The following is a 20,317-nucleotide window of genomic DNA, read 5'->3' on the forward strand; positions in this document are numbered from 1 at the left end:
CAGTTACAAAAAATATTTACAAACTGCAATAAGTCATGCCATTAATGTTACAAACTGCAAATAACATAGCTGTAATATCAAGTTATTTTTAGATTTATTTAACTTTATAGTAGGGGACAGGTAATAGGTGACAGGTGACAGGGTTAAAAGCTTTGTGGTGTCTAAGTCTTATTATTTATCGATGTCTTAAGCAAGTTGACTACTGCTATAACTAGCGTTCAAAATCATTCGTGATAAATAAGATCCCCGACTTCTTTAAGAAGTCGGGGATCTAAAAGACACAATGATCACAAATCCAATTTTCTCCCTTTCATACTTCACACTTCAAAAATTCATCGTAATTTGATTCACCACATACATACTTTGAATCCGCCACATACCATCGCGCCGAATTAAATCATAACGAACCCGCAAACTTTCGTTAGAAGACTTTTTCTTCAGACCATTTTCATAAAACTGTGTTGCTTCTTTAACAGTTGCTAAAACGGCGGCGCGATTGGGGTCTAGGTCATTTTTACTGACAAATTCTATTTTGATGCTGTGGTCGTATTTGCGATAGCGGTTATCTAGTTTATCTTGCTGGGCAACTAACCGCCATTGAGACAAAGATGCACCAGTTAAAATGTTATTTAAACTGTTAACATCATGGTTTGGCCCTAATGCTAAAGCTTTGGTAGAAAGCCAAGTCTGAATTACTTCTTCGGCTATTGCATCGGTGAGGGGGCCGTCAGGTGGCATTAATTCACTATAGGGATCAGGAATTTCTATGGGTGGTTGATTAAGTTTTATTGCTAAGGGGTTTTCTGGTAAACCTGGAGAGGGGGAAAAAATATCTTTCAACCAACCAAAGGTTGTGGAAATTATTAACCAGAAAACTAAGATCCCAGCTAAGGAAGCGAATACCGTCCAGACTAACCTGGTTTTGCGGTCTAAACTGCTGACAGGGCGGCGTTGGCGAGGGCGGCGATCGCGGTTATTATCTAACCTATGTTCTCGGTTAACAGGTGGATTTGTCGGCTTCCGTCGTCGGCGCTTTGGTGTTGGATGGGGCGCAGCACTTTTACCATTGAGATGATTACCTGCTGTGTTGTTTGTCCGGTCTGGGGAAGTAAAAGACGCAACGGGAATTTCCGGCGTTGGGGTGCGACTAGCCATAGCTGGTGCAGGTGGGGTATTCGTTCTCGGTAGCGGTACCTGAGAATATTCAGGTTGTCTATGGTTGGGAGTTTCTGGTAAATCCAAATCTGGCATTTTAGCTTGATTTGGACGAGAACCCCCAGGCGTGTTTGGTTGACGGTGATTTGGTGGCGGTGCGTTAACAGGTTGACGATTAATGAAACCCCACTCGTTGGTAGTTTCGGCATCTGTGGGTAATGCTTCTAAATACGCTTGCACTTGGGGGTTGGCAAAGTAATCTTTAAGTGCGGCTGGCTGTCTTGATAAATCCCGAAAATGGGGAAACACTTCATTTTGTAACCACTGTTCGCCATACAAACACAAACCCGGTAACAAATCAGGAGAGTCCTGGGATTTTTCCCGAATAAAAGCTAAAGCTTCGTATTCCTGACTCATTTCCAAAACACGGGTGGCTTCTTCAGTTTGTCCCAGCAGCAAAGCACAAAGTGACTGTTCTAGATGCACATCTTGACGCTTACCCAAATGCAGTAGCATTTGCCTAGCTTGACGAATTAAAGCGGGTTGGCGTTGGGCAAATCCTCTAGCAATCAAAGCATAAACGGCGAGGTAAGTAGCTACTGCCGATGGGCGCTTACTTTCAGCTTCAAATAACTTATGCTGTTCTGTAACTGTTAAGTAGTGGCGAATTTGCTGAATAAATCGCAGAAAATCATCTATGCTTAAACCCGATTGATCGTTGAGAGTGCCATCAATACCACCACGATCTTCTAGGATACTTTGCAATAATTCTAAGCCTTGGCGGCGTTCTACTGTTTTATCTAAAGATAACTGTAGTAATTCTAAAATCCGATAAGGACGTAGTTTATAAAGGTCAGCTTGAATTTCTGCCTGGACGCTGGTAAATATACCTTCACTCACCAGCATTTCTAACCCAGACTCTAAGGAAACTGCGGCATTTTCGTAATAACCTTGTTGCCACTGTTCCCGCCCTAATTCTAGACAAGCCAAAGCCACAGTCAAGACAATATCAGGATGTTCGCTGCTTTCGAGAAAGTCTTCCTCGATGGGATAATTGCCAATTTTGGCCGAGGCGACACCATTATGGTTAGCCAGGTATGTTTTACCAAGTTTGAGGACTTGTTCGTATTCCCCCAACTCTTGCAAAATTAATAACGCCCCTACTAATTCCTGTTGGGGAACGTCAATACTCAGGCCTTGGCCATCAAGATCATGACTAGTTTCTGTGCGGTTGCCTGCGGTGACTGTGGCAGTAGCTGTGCCATCAGGATCATAAGCATGGGACAGATAAAGCTGATCGTAACTGCTACGTTCTTTTGGATTTGATAAAACCACGTAAGCTGTTTCTATAATTTGTTTACGAGAAGAAATTGCTGCTTGAGAATACTCCCGTCGTGGCAGTTGTACAATGCGATCGCTATATGCTTGCCGCAATTGTTCTTCACTTGCCGCCAACGGTAGTCCTAAAATTCGGTAGTAATCTAGCGGAATTCGCACAGCCTACTTCCCCTGCACCGAGATCAACAATAATCCACCTAGAGCATTCCAGGTATGTAAAACCGTGCCACAATATTACGGTGAATAACACCGCGCCGGACTTACACTATAAGTGTATATTGCAACAATTAATTTTGTTCCCTCTAAAATTTTGAGACACATTTTAGTACTATTAATTTGACTTCGCCTAGATAAGAGGGAAACTTTGTTTTAATTCTTAGTATTTCCTTGTGTATAACTGCTATCAGCCATTAGACACTGCAAAACTCTCTGGCGATCGTTCATCATAATCGACATACCTAAATAAATAAGTTTATCTGCTTGACATTATACTTACGTGTTTGCCCTGGCTCTGGAGTGATAGTAGCAATACTTGTAACGGTAGATGCGTGATAATTACAAGGAACAAAATGCTACCATACTTAGACCTTGAGTTACAACTATCTAGCAAGCTAAATTCAATTGCGGCGTTTATTTGTGGGAAATTGTTAATAGATATGCAGAAACCAAGCTATCCTGATTGATAGCATCTGTACAGCAGTTGGGATTGTAAAACGCCAGAGGGCAACATTCAAGGTCATTTATGGCAGTTAGGGTGTAAAAATCGCAGATAGCGACGATAAAATCCAAAATTCACCTACTTTTTGCCTCTATATCCCAATTATCCTACTTAGCGCCGAAATTTTTAGTTTTTGTCTTCAGCACAACCAGGCCAAACAGCGGCCTATTTAACATGGTAAATTTCAGTTTGACAACAGGGATACTAAAAAAATAATGGTTCAAGAACGGACGTTACCTAAATTTGATACTGCCAGCGCCCAAATCACCAAAGCCGAAGGCTTAATGCTGTACGAAGATATGGTGTTAGGACGCTTTTTTGAAGACAAATGCGCTGAAATGTACTATAGGGGCAAAATGTTTGGTTTTGTCCACCTATATAACGGTCAAGAAGCCGTTTCGACTGGCGTTATCAAGGCAATGCGTCCGGGAGAAGATTACGTTAGCAGTACCTACCGCGACCACGTTCACGCCTTGAGTGCGGGAGTTCCAGCCCGTGAGGTCATGGCCGAATTATTCGGTAAAGCTACAGGTTGCAGCAAAGGGCGTGGCGGTTCCATGCACATGTTCTCTGCGGAACATAACTTATTAGGTGGTTACGCTTTCGTGGCTGAAGGCATTCCTGTGGCGGCTGGTGCAGCTTTTCAAAGCAAATATCGCCGTGAAGTTTTAGGCGACCCCAAAGCCGACCAAGTAACCGCCTGCTTCTTTGGTGATGGTGCAGCTAACAACGGTCAATTTTTTGAAACCTTGAATATGGCAGCTTTATGGAAACTGCCAATTATTTTTGTGGTGGAAAATAATAAATGGGCAATTGGGATGGCACATGACCGCGCCACCTCCGACCCAGAAATTTATAAAAAAGCCAGTGTCTTTAACATGGTGGGCGTAGAAGTAGACGGTATGGACGTACTCGCAGTCCGGTCTGTCGCCCAAGAAGCAGTTGCCCGCGCCCGTGCTGGAGAAGGGCCAACATTAATCGAAGCCCTCACCTATCGCTTCCGTGGTCACTCCCTAGCCGACCCAGACGAGTTACGCAGCAAAGCTGAGAAAGAGTTTTGGTTCTCCCGTGACCCAATTAAGAAACTGGCTGCTTATATGGTGGAACAGAATTTGGCAACTGAGGAAGAACTCAAGGCAGTTGACAAGAAGATTCAAGACCTAATTGACGAGGCTGTGAAGTTTGCTGAAAGCAGTCCTGAACCTGATCCTAGCGAATTGTATCGCTTTATATTTGCAGAAGACGAGTAGTTGTCAGAGACTAGGGAGTAGGAAATTAGGGACTAGAGGCTAGGGACTAGGGCTAGAGATAAGACATTTATTTTTAGACCCTCTAGCCTCTCACCTGTAACCTGTAACCTGTAATCTCTAAGGACTCATCTTGTGCCTAAAATTACCATTGAACAAAGACAATACAAAACTTATATTCTGGCTGACGAAACCACTGGTAATCAGATAGAAGTTGTCCCAGAACGTGGCGGGATTATTACTAGCTGGCAAGTCCAAGGTCAAGAAATTTTCTACTTGGATACAGAACGCTTTACTCATCCTGATTTGAGTATTAGGGGTGGAAATCCCATATTATTTCCCATCTGTGGTAACTTACCTGATAACACTTATACTCACAATGGGCAGCAATATACCCTCAAACAGCATGGGTTTGCCCGTGATTTGCCTTGGGAACTTGAGGAAGTCTGGGAAGACAAGACAACTTATGTCAAAGTTCATCTGGTCAGCAACGAGCAAACAAAAGCGGTATATCCCTTTGATTTTCATTTAAGTTTCAGTTACAAAATCAATGGGAATACTCTGGAAATTCAACAACATCTGCATAACTCTTCTGCCACACCAATACCCTTTTCCACTGGGTTTCATCCTTACTTCCAAGCCCCAGATAAAAGCCAGCTAGAATTTGCGATTCCGGCTGGTGAGTATCAAGACCAGAGAACTAAGGAGAGAAAATTCTTTGGTGGAAATTTTGATTTCAATTTGGATGAAATTGATGTTGCCTTTAAGCAGCTAACTGCTAATTCAGCTACAGTCACCGACAATAGTCGTAAATTAAAATTGACTTTAGATTACGGCGATGAATATCCCATCGTGGTATTTTGGACGCTCAAGGGCAAAGACTTTTATTGTTTGGAACCTTGGAGTGCGCCGCGCAACTCCCTGAACACAGGCGAAAATTTGACTGTGGTAGAGCCAGGAGCCAACTATCAAGCATCTGTTAGATTGACGGCAAGTTTTTTCTAGAAACCCCTTTACAAATCCACTGGTGTTTGTGCTATGATTGGAAAGTTGCAAACAAAGCAAAAGGGTCGCTAACTCAACGGTAGAGTACTCGGCTTTTAACCGATTAGTTCCGGGTTCGAATCCCGGGCGACCCATAAATAATAATACAGCTTCAGAAGAATGCAGACATCGTATTATATCTAGTTGTCGAAGTACATATCATTAAGACCATAGAGAGGTAGTAACTCTACTTAACTCGGTGAGCGGAATACCATGTGCAGGAGAGGATTTTAGCGTTTCCGCACAGATGGTCGAATCATCACTCATTACCTGGATATGATATTCAGATAAAAACTCAAGGGTTTAGGAGAAGGTGAAAGGGTATCAAGGTATAGGTTTTTGGTCAATCATAGAAGAAATCAATCCTGGCTACAAACCATTGCGACTTTAATGACTTGACGCGCTTTCATGTCGTGAAAGACTTGTTCTAAATCGTTTAAAGGTCGCTTTTCACTGATGAGTAATTCTAAAGGTAGTGTTCGACTCGCTATCATTGAAAGTGCCGATCGCACATATTCTGGTGTGTTGTGAAATACGCCTTTGAGCGTAAGTTCGCTGTAATGTAATTGTTCTGTATTGACGGTAATTGTCGTATCTCGTGGACAGCCACCGAATAAGTTGACTGTTGCTCCAGGACGAGCGCAAGCGATCGCAGTTTCCCATACACTAGGTACACCAGTAGCTTCAATCACCACATCTGCGCCCCAGCCTTGAGTCAGTTCTTTCACCACACCAGGAATATCTGGAATTTGATGATAGTTAAATGTTTGTGCTGCACCTAGCTTGTGACCAATTTCTAGCCTTTGGTCACTTCCTCCCCAGAGTAATACTTCAACAGTATCAGCCAATGCTGCCACAAACATTAAGCCGATCGCCCCATCTCCCAAAATCACGACTTTATCTTTGGGTTTGATATGGGAACGGGCGACACCATGCAATACACAAGCTAAAGGTTCAGTTATCGCCGCCAATTCAAAAGGTAATTCATCGGGCAGGTGCAATAAATTATGCTGGACGATGGGTGCAGGAATTTTCAAGTATTCGGCAAATGTGCCATTATTCCAAGTCAAATTCGGACATAAGGAATATTCTTGGCGTTGACAATAGAAACATTCCATGCAGGGTGCAGAGTTATTGGCAACAACGCGATCGCCCACTTGCCAATTAGTTACACCTGCACCCACCGCCACAATTGTTCCTGCGGCTTCATGACCAAATAGCGTTGGTGGTTTCAACATCTTGGCATGACCACCACGTCGCCAAACTTTCAAATCTGTACCGCAAGTTGTTGCTGCACCCACTTGAATCACGACTTCGCCGGCTGCTGGTGTGGGGTCAGTTACTTGCTCTAACCGTAAATCTTCCTGACCATAAAGTAATGCTGCTAACAAGGCTTGTGACCTAATTTAAAAGCTCCACCTGATTTTATCAGGTAAGTATTCAGAATTTAGAGGTGCGATCGCCTTACCACTCAACTCAGCACTTCTTTGGTGAACTTCGATTACATTTAGATGTCAAAGCCTTGCTGGCTAGAATAGACTGTTTTTGTGTACCTCTGGCTACATCTTGTCAAAGAAGTTAATCAAAATTAATTTTCACAAGGCAAATTTAGCTTTCTGTAAAACATCGATTTCTCAGTGAATCTAATCTTAGAAATCTTTTTCGTAAACAATGTAGTGTCTAGGATGGCGCTATGCCAAGTTCTACTTTAATTTGGCTCCTAGCTGGCTCAGGTTTGTGTTTATTAGAACTGTTTTTACCGTCGGCTTTTGTCGCCTTTATGATGGGTATTAGTGCCTTTGTGGTGGCGCTAGTTTCCCAATTTGGTTTGAGTTTATGGCTGCAAGTAGCAATTTGGCTATTGCTTTCCACAATTTTGATAGTACTATCTCGGCGGTATTTACAACCGCGACGACGCAAATCAAAAATTCAGGATGCCATTGTAGCGGAAACCTTAACAGAAATTCCAGCAGGCAAAACCGGACGAGTTCTATATGAAGGCAATTCTTGGCGGGCTAAATGTGATGATGACAAACTTGATATTGCTCCCCATGAACGTGTTTACGTAGTCAGAAGAGAAGGTACTACGTTAATTGTTATGCCAGAAAATTTGTTGCATTCAGATGAAGTGTGAAAGTTGAGATTTGAAGATATTTAATTAATAACCAGGAGATTTACAGTGGAACAGCTTTTGTTATTGATTTTTTTAGCCCTTGGTGGTTCTGCGGTGGCTGGTTCTGTCAAAGTGGTCAATCAAGGTAATGAAGCTTTGGTAGAAAGATTGGGGAGCTATAACAAAAAGCTCGAACCAGGACTGAATTTTGTTGTGCCTTTTTTAGATAAAATCGTTTACCAACAAACCATCCGCGAAAAAGTTTTAGATATTCCGCCACAAAAATGTATTACCCGTGACAATGTGGGTATTGAAGTAGATGCGGTGGTGTACTGGCGAATAGTTGATATGGAAAAAGCTTGGTACAAAGTTGAAAATCTTCAGTCAGCAATGACCAACTTAGTACTAACTCAAATTCGCTCAGAAATGGGACAACTAGAATTAGATGAAACCTTTACCGCCCGTTCCCAAATTAATGAAATTTTATTAAGGGATTTAGATATTGCTACAGACCCTTGGGGTGTGAAAGTCACACGGGTAGAATTGCGCGATATTATTCCTTCCCAAGCAGTACGCGAATCTATGGAATTGCAAATGTCTGCTGAACGCCGCAGACGGGCTGCAATTTTAAATTCTGAAGGTGAACGGGAAGCCGCAGTAAATAGTGCGAGAGGTAAAGCAGAAGCCCAAATTCTCGATGCAGAAGCGCGGCAAAAATCATTAGTTTTGCAAGCTGAAGCGGAACAAAAAGCAATTGTTCTCAAAGCCCAAGCTGAACGTCAGCAGCAAGTTCTCAAAGCCCAAGCCATTGCAGAATCAGCCGAAATTATCGCCCAAAAAATCAATTCTCAACCCAGTGCGAGTAAAGCTTTAGAAGTTCTATTTGCCTTGGGGTATCTCGATATGGGCGCGACTATCGGTAAAAGCGATAGCAGCAAAGTTATGTTTATTGACCCCCGCACCATTCCCGCAACTTTTGAAGGTATTCGCTCAATAGTTTCTGACAATAAGGTAGATTCTAACGCTTGGTTGGGTAGAGAAATACCTGATGTGAATGGTCAATAGTCATTGGTCGTTGGTCAATATTCAGTTCGCAATGACCTAGTTAACCATATAATGTTACCAAACAAGGTGGTAAGCACTTACGAAAAAAAGTGATCGCACGTCCGCAAAACCCTTGTGCGATCGCCCACCCAATTCACCCTGCTAAACTAAAATCACACCTCGTAATTTTCAGGAGCTATGAGCGCCACAACTAGCCAAACTCTCACCCTAGAAGCGTTTCTGAAGCTCCCAGAAACCAAACCAGCTAGTGAATATATCAACGGTGAGATTATTCAAAAACCAATGCCGAAAGGAAAGCATAGTCGATTGCAACTAAGGTTATGTAATAGCATTAATGATATTGCAGAAAATCAAAAAATTGCTTACGCTTTCCCGGAGTTGCGTTGTAGTTTTGGTACACGTTCAATTGTCCCTGATGTGGCGGTGTTTAAATGGTCACGCATTCCCTTTGATACGGATGGGGAAGCACCTAATGACTTTTTATTGTGTCCTGACTGGACAATAGAAATTATTTCTCCTGAACAAAGTTCTAACAAAGTAATTGGTAATATTCTTTACAGCCTACAACATGGTTGTCAGTTAGGTTGGTTAATTGATCCAAACGATCGCTCCATTCTTGTTTTTTCGCCGAATCAACAACCAGAATTATTACAAGGTAGCGATCGCTTATCAAGCTTACAGGAAATCAACCTGAATCTGTCAGTAGAGCAGGTTTTTAGTTGGCTGAAGATGCAATCTATGTAAACAAGAGTATCAATATGAGCGATCGCTAATTATCTTCAGTAAGATAGTGCCAAATTTTGACAGCAATTTTACCGCAAACCGACGGTGGTTGTTCTGCTGCACAGAAATATCTGGAGAATGACAATGTATCACAGACAACCCAAAGCAGCTAAAACTTCTACAAATCACTCCGATGCAATAGTTAATCCATTCGCACCCCGTCCTTTTGTTGTCTCCACCGAAGCAGAAGATAGCACCCAAACGCCCAATTTACAGCCCCAGGCATTTATAAATAATACATCAATTTCTCCAAACAACTTTGCCAATATCCCCGTTTTTCCTCCTGGTTATCAACCTCCACCACCGCCACGCCTTCAGATGAAACTTGCAATTAGTAAACCAGGGGATAAATCTGAACAAGAAAGTGAAAGTGTAGTTAAGGAAGCTATGCAACGGCTTGATATGCCTGTTGTCACGGCTATTCAGCGCAGTCAAAATCAGATTCTCAACCGAGACATTGACCCCACTCAAGTCCAAGATGGAACAACACCAATTAACCCCGAAGATATCGATTTAGAAAAAATTGGTCATGGCTTGATTTATAACGACGTTTTGACAGATCAAGATAAAGAATGGTTGAGAGAACAAGGATTTCAAGAACAATGGTTTCCTGATGGTAATGTCGTCAATGCGGGTCAGGGATTGAATTATGGATTATTGTTACCGACCAAACAAGGAGTCACAGCCGGAAAACACCCCGTGTTGGCGTTTCGCGGAACTAGTGATTTAGCAACGGCATGGCAAGATTTAGATATTAACTCTCCTGGACATGGTGGTATTCAGAATTTACTTAAGGAAGTTCCCACAGGTTACATCGGTAATATCGTTTCAAAATCAGGCAAAATAGATGTTACAGGCCACAGTTTAGGCGGTGCATTAGCTCAACATTTTGTTGGTACTCATCCAACTTTGGTGAGACGACTGGTAACATTTCAATCGGCTGCGCCTAATGCCAAGCAATATCACAAAAATATTGAATCGCTACCAGAAGAAGAAAGACCAGAGGTAGTTCACCACATTGCTAAAGGCGATATTGTAGATTTAGCCGGAGGAGAACATCTCAAAGGCACATTTTTTGAACATGATCTAGAAACTTCAGGATTAGCAAATTTCTCTACACTCGCCAGAATTAAACAAGCACACACATCTCAGCTATTAAATACTGAAGATATCGTCGGCGAAGCAGGTCATGGTCGTCATGCTAAAAATATCACCATGATGGAAAATGCAACTCGTCCTTATACAAAATCTCGATTAGTCGAAGCAGGCAGAATGATGGCGCTCAATAAAGGTACTGCTGTTGCTGGTGGCTTGTTGGTTGGTGCGGCGGGATTAGCAGGGACAGCAGTAGAAGTTCCCACCAGATTAGCTTACCAAGGTGTGAAAAAAGCCGGAAGTGCGATCGCTTCTGGTGCATCAATAGCTGGAAGTGCGATCGCCTCTGGTGCATCTAAAGCCGGAAATGCGATCGCTTCTGGTGCATCAATAGCCGGAAATGCGATCGCTTCTGGTGCATCTAAAGCTGGAAGTGCGATCGCTTCTGGTGCATCATCTCTTTATGAAACTGCCACTAGTTTCTTCTCTAACAACAACCAAGAATAATCCGATAGCCTTCTTATTTGATATCCAAACAAAACAGACAAGGGAGATAAGGGAGACAAGGAAGACCAGGGGGACAAGGGAGATAGATATTTGTAAACCATTTGTGATTGCTATATAAGTAGTTATATGAATAACTCATTGATATTTGAACGCCATTTTAGTGACAAACTTGAGATATCACTAGAAATTCCTCAAACTTGGCAAAAAATTGCCAATCATCATTTAGATGAGCATACAGAAGGATATTTTCATCCTGCACAATCGACATATAATCCCCAAATTTTTATCAAGAAAATTGTTATTCCTGAAGCAGAACAACACGAACAAAACTTTATAGAACTTGCAGATGAACTGCTGCAATTACCCTTACAAAAATTACAGCCAGAACAGTTTGAAATAATTTCTCAAACACTAACAAAAATTGATAAATATCCGGCAAGATTAGATATTTTTGTGTTTCAACCACCTGATGTTGAACTGCCCATTACACAATATCAAGTTTGTTGGCAATGTCATCAACTTGTTTATGGATTAGTTGCAATGATAGAGTCAACCGCAGAATTAGAATATTTACCAATTTTCGCCACAGTTGCAGGTTCGATTAACTGCCATCCTGATGTTAGTAGCGAATGATATATGAACAATAGTATCGATTTTGGCGATCGCTATTTTTCTTCAGTAAGATAGTGCCAAATTTTTACAAACTTTCTACCGCAATAATACGGTAGGTTTTGTGTTGGCAAAAAATATCTGGAGAAGAAAAATGTATAAGCGACAAACTAGTAAAGGTAAATCATCGACAAATCATGATGCACCAGCAAATCAATTTGCACCTCGTCGCTTTGTCATTCAACCCCAGACCGAAGAAGCAGAACAAACACCAGCAGATTTACAAGCAAAATCACCAACAACACCAGGTAACAACCTTGCCAATATTCCCATTTTTCCCCCTGGCTATCAACCGCCGCCACCACCAAGAATCCAAATGAAACTTAGCATTGGTGAACCAGGGGATAAATATGAGCAAGAAGCTGACAAATTAGCAAAAGATGTAGTGCAGCGAATCAATTCTTCAGAAACTCCACCAGTACAGGCACAGTCACAACCAGAAGAAGAAGACAAACTGCGAGCTAAACCCATAATGCAACGTCTTTCTGTTGGAGGTGGTATGGCAGCAACATCTGATTTAGAAACATCTATTCAACAGGCAAGGGGTAGTGGACAACCTCTGACAGAAAGTATCCGGGAACCAATGGAGACAGCCTTTGGAGCAGATTTTAGTGGTGTCAAGATTCACACCGATGCTCAGTCAGATCAATTAAATCAATCAATTCAGGCGAAAGCGTTTACTACAGGACAAGATGTGTTCTTTCGCCAAGGGGAATATCAGCCAGAAACTAGAGGAGGACAAGAATTGTTGGCTCATGAATTGACTCATGTAGTGCAGCAGAATGGTAAAACATTGCAGAAAACGAGTGATATCAACAGCATATTGAGTACTGCCAAAGCAGAAGTGCAACAAAAAACGGCAATAAATACGATTCAAAGATACTTAATGACCGATGAGCAGCGACAGGAAGTTTACACCAATATGGCGAAGAGTAAAGTAGCCAAAGGATATGGACAATTCTTCAAAAAAGGAGGCAGAGCATATTTAGAAACATGGCTGACTAAAAATGAAGCTTATACGAAAAATGTGAACTATGATGACGAAGACATTAATCTAATAATTGAAGTATATGAAAAATATGAAAAAGTAATAGGGTTTTTGAGTTTTAATGAGTTTGTCGATCTGTTAGCTGAAGTTGGCGGAAAAGCACTCACTTATGCCACAACAATGAAAGAGCTTAAATTCAAAAACCAGCCTAGTATAGTTTTTGGATTTTGTTTAACTCAAGCAAACTATGATTCAGCGAAAAATGTAATAGTTGTTGATCCATTCAGAGTAAAGGATGATTTAGAAGCCTTAGATGCAGCATTATTTGAGTGTATGAATGCACTTCAGAGAGATGAGATGCGTGCAAACTTTAAGATCCCAGAGGATGCAGAGCGAGGATTAGCAATAGCGAAACAGGAATTTAAGAGTGAATGTATGTACATAACGCAACTGAAGAACATCAATGATGCTAGCAATCTTGATGAATTGGTCGCAAAGTTAGGCATCGACAAGATGTACTTGGAAACGGTAAGCTTCGATAATTGCAAAGAGGGCGGCGTTCCTATGCCAGATCGCTCAATCCTTTCGCGCCAAGATGCACGAACAGCCTTATGGCATTACAAAACAAAAGATTGGGCAGAGAAAGATAGGGAATATGTATGGGTGCGAGCAAATCATGGAGAAGGTGTGGCATCATCTATGGAGCTTTATGCCCATTAGACATCTCCAGAAATTCAATATACATTAGCCAGAAATCTTGTAGGGTGCGTTGATGAAATTGAACGCACCGTATTTATATTTATTTTCGGTGTGTTAGGCATAAGCCGTAACGCACCAAAAACCTTGCAATGGATGTGTTAAGCTGTCTTGAAAAGATCCTATGTGTATTTCAAAAAATCAACAGACAACAAAAGACATTTAACTCTGTCACCTGTCACCTACCTTACTAACCTCTATACAAAATTTCATTCCTACTAGTAGCGCCTAGTTCTGGTAAAGAGTTAGCGGGTGAGTGGGGAGTAATCGCTGTAGGAACTGCGGGAGCTACTGCTAATTGTTTGACTAGACTTTGCAAGAACTTGTCTTGTTCTATGCGGTAATTTGAGACGAAGGGGCCACGGTTGAGGATAGCAAACCAAACTAAACCGCGATCGCGTGTTGGCACAACTCCAGCTAAAGAACTGACATCGCGGAGGGTACCAGTTTTCATCACAGTCCCGACAGGCATATGTCTGCTGTGTACCGTTCCGCGATGATCAAACCCAGACATCGGAAACAAATCTGCTAAATTCAGGTTATATGCTGCTGCTTGCTGTTGAATCGCCATTAACATCGCACAAACAGCCCTGGGAGAAATGCGATTTTCTGGGCCAAGTCCAGAACCATTGATTAATTGAATTTCTGACTCAGGTACTCGCGCCAGATAAGCTGCTGTTGATTGCACTACACCTGCACCGCCTACTGATTCTGCCAGCATCTGTGCCATTTCGTTATTGCTGTAAACGTTCATTTCTTTCAGCAATTGGCGCAAGGGCAAAGATTTGTGCCGCACTAGCAAAGTTTGTTGTGGCGGTTGAGGGGCAACTTTGACAGCACCTGTAATCACAACTTCCGGTTTGGGTGTACCTTTGGGCATGATGGAGTAGACATAAGTTTCTGGACGAGTCCAAGTTTTATAGTTAAGTGCTTGCTTCACCATCTGACCAGCCAGTAGGGGGTGACGCTGGAAATTCATGGCGAAATTGCCTGTAATCACCAAGTTCCCTTTTACTTGCTTAATGCCCATTTTATTGAGTGTATTGCCCAGGGCGATCGCTTCTTCCCATACAAACATCGGGTCGCCACCACCAGCAATGACCAAATCACCTTGCACTACACCATTGACTACAGGCCCGGTAGTCCCAATCAAAGTTTCAAATTGATGGTCTGGCCCCCAAGTTTTCAAAGAAACTAAGGAAGTGGCAATCTTGGTTAACGAAGCCGCCGGTAATGGTGTTGTTCCTTGATGATTAGCCATGAGTATTGGCCCAGACTGTAACCAAACACCTTGGCTTTCGGCTAAATTTTGGGCAACTAACTTAGATTTAACTAGTCCTTGTAAGTATTGCTGGACAGTAGTTACCCCGATGGGGTTGGGATCAGAAGCCAGAACCAAGCCAGGGTTTGCTTGCCCAGCTAATGCTTCTAAAGCATCAGAAGGCTTAATTTCCACCCCAGCCATTTCCAGCCACAGAGAAACCAAACCCGAACTTAATAATTCCAGCATTTCTTACTCCCCAAATTCTACGATGTGCTTTGTGATTTACTGTGCTAATATACAGGCTTTTTTATGCTCATCAGCATTGGGTAATCATAACTGGTCTCTTCCTAATCTGGTAGTCGGTAGAAGAAATTTTTATTTGTTATTTATTTGACTTGACTATGACTTACGCAAAAGTATAATAAAACGAACCGCAAAGGACGCAAAGGACACAAAGTTATAAGAGTTTGCGAGATTGATTGCGTAAGTCTTATTGACCATAGTTAGAGTGCTTTAATTTCTAAGCGATCGCGGTTCTATTTTATATATGAACAAGAGAGATAAGGTAGACAAGGACAACCAGGGAGAAATCTTTGTGAATCATTGAGGATTGCTATAGATAGCAAATAATAAATATTTATAGTAGCAAGACTTAAACAATTTAGTCGCAAAGTTTTCTAGAGAAAATTTACCTAATTAGTTTATCTTATGCAAGTTTTTAGTCTTGTGAATTTGGGAATTATAAAGATACAATCATTGGAATTTTTATGTCTCTTTTAACAGATGCGCTGGATAGAATTGAGACTTGGTTAGTGAGTCATCAACCTGAATTTGCCTTGAGTTTAGCGCCTGGATTAACTCGCCAAGAAATAGACGCAATTGTTGAAAATTTTCCTTATCGATTGCCAGAAGAATTATACGAGCTTTACGGGTGGCATAATAGTTGCCGAGGTTTAAGTTGTGGCTATGTAGTTCCTAAGTTTGACAATTTTTTCTCTTTGCAAGAGGCTTTGAAATGGTACGCAGACTTTTTAAGTTGGGGCTTTGATTGGAATCCGCAGTGGCTACCAATATTAGATTTTAATGGTGATTATAGATACGCTGTTGTTGTGGGAGAGGAAACTGCTCCCCTTTGGTTCATCGATCCAGAGGGTGGTATTGAAGAAATTCGCTGGGATAGTTTAACAGATTTAATGCTGGCGACAGCAGAGTGTTACGAAACTGGTGCTTATTATCTTGATGATGAAAGAGACACAGAGGCAGACGAACAAAAAGTTGCAGAAATTCACCGTAAGTATAACTATCGGGGCAGAGAAAAATCAACTACGAATGAATCATACAATCCTGAGCCGCCAACAGTTGCGAGTGAAGTTGATTTGTCTCATCCGAATGCCCTAGAAGAGTTAATTCAGGCTTTGCAAGCTGCACCATTGAATCCTGATGCTGGTATATTACAAGCAATGGCAGCTAATACGTTAGATAATTTAGTAAATTCGGGTTTAGCTAATTTAGTTGGTGCGGAACCGTTAGTAATTGGTTTACAAAATATACTCTATGACAATGCTGGCCATGCTCTGGCAGCAAAAAAGTTAGGTGAATTAGGCGATATTCGAGGAGTTGAGCCACTGTTACAAGCTTTAAGCCATCCCTCTAGTAAAGTCAGAACGAATGCAATTAAATCATTGGTAAAGTTGGGAGATAGTCGAGCCGTTGAACCGCTAATTCAGTGTTTGCAAGACTCAGATTTTTTTGTGCGAGCCGACGCAGCATGGGCGCTGGCTGAATTTGGCGATACTCAAGCGATTGAACCGTTAATTGAAGTATTGAGTTATCAAAATCATTCTACTGCTTGTCGTGCGATCGCCTCAGCATTAGGAAAGTTTGGCGATGTCAGAGCTATAGAACCTCTGATTGCAGTGTTTCGCAGCAATGGTAGTTTTCTCATAGATGTTTCTAGTTTCCCTCACGTCAAATTAGCTGTGGTTCATGCTTTACGGCTCATGGATGATTCTAGAACTACAGATATTTTGGTGGAATTTCTCAGAGATAGAGAAGGTTTATTACAAGCTATCAACAGAGATTGGCTACGTTCTGAGCAAGCAACTAAGGAAGTTATCGAAACTCTCTTTACCCGTCAATATCCTGACTTAATCCCAATTTTAGCCCAGTTGCTGCAAGATTCTGAAAGTCGCATCCAAGTGAACATAATTTCAGCGATCGCTAAAATTGTCAATCCGCAAATAGTCGATTTATTAATTTTAGTACTAGCCAGTGAAGATAACTGGCTACGTCAAATGAGTATCTCATTCCTTGGAGCAAGAAGAGAAACTAAAGCCGTTGAGCCTCTGATCAATATTTTGCAAGATGCAAATGCAGATTTACGTTTAGCTGCTGTTCAAGCTTTAGAAAAAATGGATGATTCTAGGGTTGTAGATGCTTTAATTGCAATGCTCAAAGATGAAAATTATCATGTGCGTGGTACAGCAGCATTGGCATTAGGCAATTTAGGAAATTACCGCGCTGTGGAAGCATTAAATCTATGTTTAGCAGACGAAAACTCTGTGGTTCGTAAAATTGTTCAACAAGCATTAAATAAAATTTCGTAACTAAAAATCATGAAATATGAAGAATTGCCGATAGTGTAATACAAAAAATAAATCATTCAATTTATTTAATCAACAAGACTGCTATGTCTCTTGTATCCCTTATCTCTAGACAATGGGATATTCTTTTAATTAGCATTTTTGGATAACTGTGATGCTAATACAGTGCTACTCTGTTGGCGAAATAATTCTTAGATAAGTTGTTCAGTCATTATTTAGACTATATGAGAACACCTGCAAAAGCCCTACAGTTAAGGCTAAAGTACGCCTGTGGGACAAATAATTAGTTTTTTTGCAACACAATATTACATTAATTTGAGTCTACAAACTTCGTTAATTGGCATTTAAAGTTTTGACTAACTATCAAATTATGAGCTTGAAATTAATTTTGATTTCATGTATCTTGTTTTTATAATCATTATCATATAAGTACACTTAGTCAATTTACTTAATTAGCTAAATCATGTAATATATTCATAAATTTCAGCATCTATTCAAGCTTTGCTGTTAACCTCAAACAGACTCTCATACCTAATTTAGTCATCGATAAACATAATAAAACTAGACTTACAAAGTATTTAATAACCATATATCAAGACAAGTGGTATTGCCAAAACATATCTCTGTCGCAGAATTGAGGGCATTTGAGAGATTACAAACTCCAATTTGGATTTATGATTTAGAAAATATGCAGATGTGGTGGGCAAACAAAGCATCACTTCGTCTTTGGAATCTTCCCAGTCGGGAAGAATTGCTCAATCGCAACTTCAGTAATGTTCCCGAACTGAGTTGGATGCCTCAGAAAAACTATCTGCAAGAATTTCAGCAAGGAAAAACCATCACTGAAAACTGGACATTTTACCCAGATGGGCAACCTGTTGCTGTTCGCTGTTTTTGTTCTGGAATTAAAATCGAGCCAGGGCGAATGGCAATGCTGGTTGAAGGAATTGTCGAGTCCAGCAATCCAATTGAGATCGACATAAGACGCACGCGTAAGTCAGTGATTGAGAATTCCCTTATTTTGGCAAATCAGCAGCAAGCAGCTTGGGAAAAAAGCCAACGCGTCGACGCAGAGTTACGCTGGCGGGAAGCATTGTTAAGTTCGTTGACAGACACATCTGTACTAGGGTTTTTGGTAGTTGACAATCGCACCGACGAAATTTTGTATTTTAATCAACGCTTCTGTAAAATTTGGGGGCTGGAGCATTTAGAAACGCAAATGCGCCTTGGTGTGTTGAAGAATAATGATATTATCCCTGAGTGCATACCACTGATAGCCGATTTACCTGCATTTATAGAATCCTGTAAACCGTTACAGTCTGAGGAAAATCGTGCGGTAGTAGAAGATAAAATTTTGTTTGTTGATGGACGGACAATTCGTCGCTTTTCTAGTCAAATTCGAGATAGCCAGGATCAATACTTTGGGCGACTATATATCTTTGAAGATATTAGCGATCGCTTACAGGCAGAAAATTCACTCAAAAATAGTGAACAAAACTATCGCTCTGTCATTACCACAATGGCAGAAGGCATTATATTACAGCAAGCTGATGGCACTATTACAGCCTGTAATGAAAGTACCGAAAGAATTTTGGGGTTAACATCTGAGCAAATGATGGGAATATCTGCTATCGATCCACGATGGCGAGCGATTTATGAAGATGGTTCACCGTTTCCGAGGGAAAATTGTCCGGCTTTGGTGACATTACGTACAGGGCGACCCCAGTTTAACGTGATCGTAGGAATTTATAAAGCTGATGGCAGTCTGACCTGGGTTTCCATCAATTCTCAGCCCTTGTTTTATCCGCACCAATCAAAGCCTTACGCAGTAGTCGCATCATTTACAAACATTACAGCCCACAAACAAGCTGAACTCGCACTACAACAGCAAGCCCAACGAGAACGAATGATTGCGAAAATCGCCCAACACATCCGCCAATCCTTAGATTTAGAGGTAATTTTAAACACTACAGTCGCCGAAGTTAGACAATTTCTACAAACTGATCGTGTGATTATTTACCGTTTTCAGGCAGATTGGAGTGGTGTAGTAGTGACTGAATCTGTAGCCGCAGGTTGGCAACCGATATTAAATATGCAAATTACAGACAAATATTTTGGAGAAACACAGGGAAAATCTTACCAACAAGGCCAAATCAAAGCGACTTCAGATATTTACACAGCCGGATTGACTGATTGTTGTGTGCAGTTACTCGAAAAATTGCAAGTCAAGGCTAAACTAGTTGTGCCAATTTTACAAAGCGATCGCCTTTGGGGTTTGTTAATTGCTCATCATTGTAGCGCCCCTCGCCAGTGGCAACCGTGGGAAAGTGAACTGCTGCAACAACTAGCAACACAACTAGCGATCGCAATTCAGCAATCGGAACTCTATCACAAATTACGACTTGCTAACCAGCAACTAGAAAACATCGCAATGGTTGATCCATTAACTCAAATTGCCAATCGTCGCTGTTTTGAGAGTAAACTGCAAAGTGTCTGGCAATATCTGATCAGAGAGCAAGGTTGTATTTCCTTACTATTATGTGACGTTGACTATTTCAAACAATATAATGACACCTACGGTCATCGGGCGGGAGATGATTGTTTACGCCTTGTAGCCCAAGCTTTTCAACAAAATCTTAAACGCAATACAGATTTAGTAGCTCGTTATGGGGGTGAAGAATTTGCCCTTATTTTACCCAACACTAACGAACAGGGTGCGGTTCAGGTTGCCCAAGCAATTCATCAAACTGTTAAACAGTTCAATATTCCCCATCTGACATCGGTAGTCAAAGAATATGTCACCTTAAGTATTGGAATTGCTACAGTAATTCCCACATCTGATTTGCTGCCTTTAGATTTAATTGATGCCGCAGATAAAGCCCTTTACCAAGCTAAAGCCCAAGGACGCGATCGCTTTTGTGTGAGTCAAATTTATGCTCAGTAGGTTATAGCTTACAGGTTATAGGTTACAG

13 protein-coding genes and 1 tRNA gene are annotated in these 20,317 nt (G+C 41.3%); 11 read left to right on the top strand and 3 right to left on the bottom strand.

Annotation, left to right across the window (positions count from 1 at the left end):
- Nucleotides 1–324: 324 nt before the first annotated feature.
- Nucleotides 325–2,652 carry an IMS domain-containing protein gene (locus H6G75_RS22570; protein WP_190982216.1) on the bottom strand — a complete coding sequence of 776 codons (2,328 nt, stop codon included), beginning with the start codon at nucleotides 2,650–2,652 and terminating at the stop codon, nucleotides 325–327.
- A 774-nt stretch (nucleotides 2,653–3,426) separates the two neighbouring features.
- On the opposite strand from H6G75_RS22570, the gene pdhA reads away from it, so the two are divergent.
- The 3 genes from pdhA (at nucleotide 3,427) to H6G75_RS22585 (ending at nucleotide 5,597) form a co-directional block, all read left to right on the top strand.
- Nucleotides 3,427–4,461 carry a pyruvate dehydrogenase (acetyl-transferring) E1 component subunit alpha gene (gene pdhA / locus H6G75_RS22575; RefSeq protein WP_190966685.1) on the top strand — a complete coding sequence of 345 codons (1,035 nt, stop codon included), beginning with the start codon at nucleotides 3,427–3,429 and terminating at the stop codon, nucleotides 4,459–4,461.
- A 132-nt stretch (nucleotides 4,462–4,593) separates the two neighbouring features.
- A complete protein-coding gene (locus tag H6G75_RS22580; RefSeq protein ID WP_190982217.1) occupies nucleotides 4,594–5,463 on the top strand; it encodes an aldose epimerase in 870 nt (289 codons plus the stop codon).
- 62 nt (nucleotides 5,464–5,525) lie between these two features.
- Nucleotides 5,526–5,597: transfer RNA gene (locus H6G75_RS22585), tRNA-Lys, on the top strand.
- Between the two features lie 264 nt (nucleotides 5,598–5,861).
- On the opposite strand, the gene H6G75_RS22590 is transcribed toward H6G75_RS22585, so the two are convergent.
- The gene (locus H6G75_RS22590) at nucleotides 5,862–6,893 is read right to left on the bottom strand and encodes a zinc-binding dehydrogenase (RefSeq protein WP_190982218.1); all 1,032 of its coding nucleotides are present in this window, start codon (nucleotides 6,891–6,893) and stop codon (nucleotides 5,862–5,864) included.
- Nucleotides 6,894–7,195: 302 nt separating this feature from the next.
- Here H6G75_RS22590 and H6G75_RS22595 point away from each other — a divergent pair, with 302 nt between their 5' ends.
- The 6 genes from H6G75_RS22595 (at nucleotide 7,196) to H6G75_RS22620 (ending at nucleotide 13,442) form a co-directional block, all read left to right on the top strand.
- Complete coding sequence (locus H6G75_RS22595; RefSeq protein WP_190982219.1) at nucleotides 7,196–7,636, top strand: NfeD family protein; 441 nt, start codon at nucleotides 7,196–7,198, stop codon at nucleotides 7,634–7,636.
- Between the two features lie 45 nt (nucleotides 7,637–7,681).
- On the top strand, nucleotides 7,682–8,680 hold the full coding sequence (locus H6G75_RS22600; protein ID WP_190982220.1) for an SPFH domain-containing protein: 999 nt from the start codon (nucleotides 7,682–7,684) through the stop codon (nucleotides 8,678–8,680).
- Nucleotides 8,681–8,857: 177 nt separating this feature from the next.
- Complete coding sequence (locus tag H6G75_RS22605; RefSeq protein ID WP_190982221.1) at nucleotides 8,858–9,424, top strand: Uma2 family endonuclease; 567 nt, start codon at nucleotides 8,858–8,860, stop codon at nucleotides 9,422–9,424.
- Nucleotides 9,425–9,547: 123 nt separating this feature from the next.
- Nucleotides 9,548–11,065 carry a hypothetical protein gene (locus H6G75_RS22610; protein WP_190982222.1) on the top strand — a complete coding sequence of 506 codons (1,518 nt, stop codon included), beginning with the start codon at nucleotides 9,548–9,550 and terminating at the stop codon, nucleotides 11,063–11,065.
- Nucleotides 11,066–11,191: 126 nt separating this feature from the next.
- Complete coding sequence (locus H6G75_RS22615; protein ID WP_190982223.1) at nucleotides 11,192–11,698, top strand: hypothetical protein; 507 nt, start codon at nucleotides 11,192–11,194, stop codon at nucleotides 11,696–11,698.
- Nucleotides 11,699–11,828: 130 nt separating this feature from the next.
- The gene (locus H6G75_RS22620) at nucleotides 11,829–13,442 is read left to right on the top strand and encodes a DUF4157 domain-containing protein (RefSeq protein WP_190982224.1); all 1,614 of its coding nucleotides are present in this window, start codon (nucleotides 11,829–11,831) and stop codon (nucleotides 13,440–13,442) included.
- A gap of 226 nt (nucleotides 13,443–13,668) precedes the next feature.
- On the opposite strand, the gene H6G75_RS22625 is transcribed toward H6G75_RS22620, so the two are convergent.
- Nucleotides 13,669–14,988 carry a D-alanyl-D-alanine carboxypeptidase gene (locus tag H6G75_RS22625; protein WP_190982225.1) on the bottom strand — a complete coding sequence of 440 codons (1,320 nt, stop codon included), beginning with the start codon at nucleotides 14,986–14,988 and terminating at the stop codon, nucleotides 13,669–13,671.
- Between the two features lie 521 nt (nucleotides 14,989–15,509).
- Between H6G75_RS22625 and H6G75_RS22630 the strand changes: the two genes are divergently transcribed.
- Nucleotides 15,510–17,348: a HEAT repeat domain-containing protein gene (locus H6G75_RS22630; protein ID WP_190982226.1), complete on the top strand. Its 1,839-nt coding sequence runs from the start codon at nucleotides 15,510–15,512 to the stop codon at nucleotides 17,346–17,348.
- A 598-nt stretch (nucleotides 17,349–17,946) separates the two neighbouring features.
- Nucleotides 17,947–20,289, top strand: coding sequence for a diguanylate cyclase domain-containing protein (locus tag H6G75_RS33115; protein ID WP_313934895.1), 2,343 nt, complete (start codon nucleotides 17,947–17,949; stop codon nucleotides 20,287–20,289).
- Nucleotides 20,290–20,317 lie beyond the last annotated feature (28 nt).

It is taken from the genome of Nostoc sp. FACHB-280, from assembly GCF_014697615.1.
Classification (GTDB): Bacteria; Cyanobacteriota; Cyanobacteriia; order Cyanobacteriales; family Nostocaceae; genus Nostoc_B.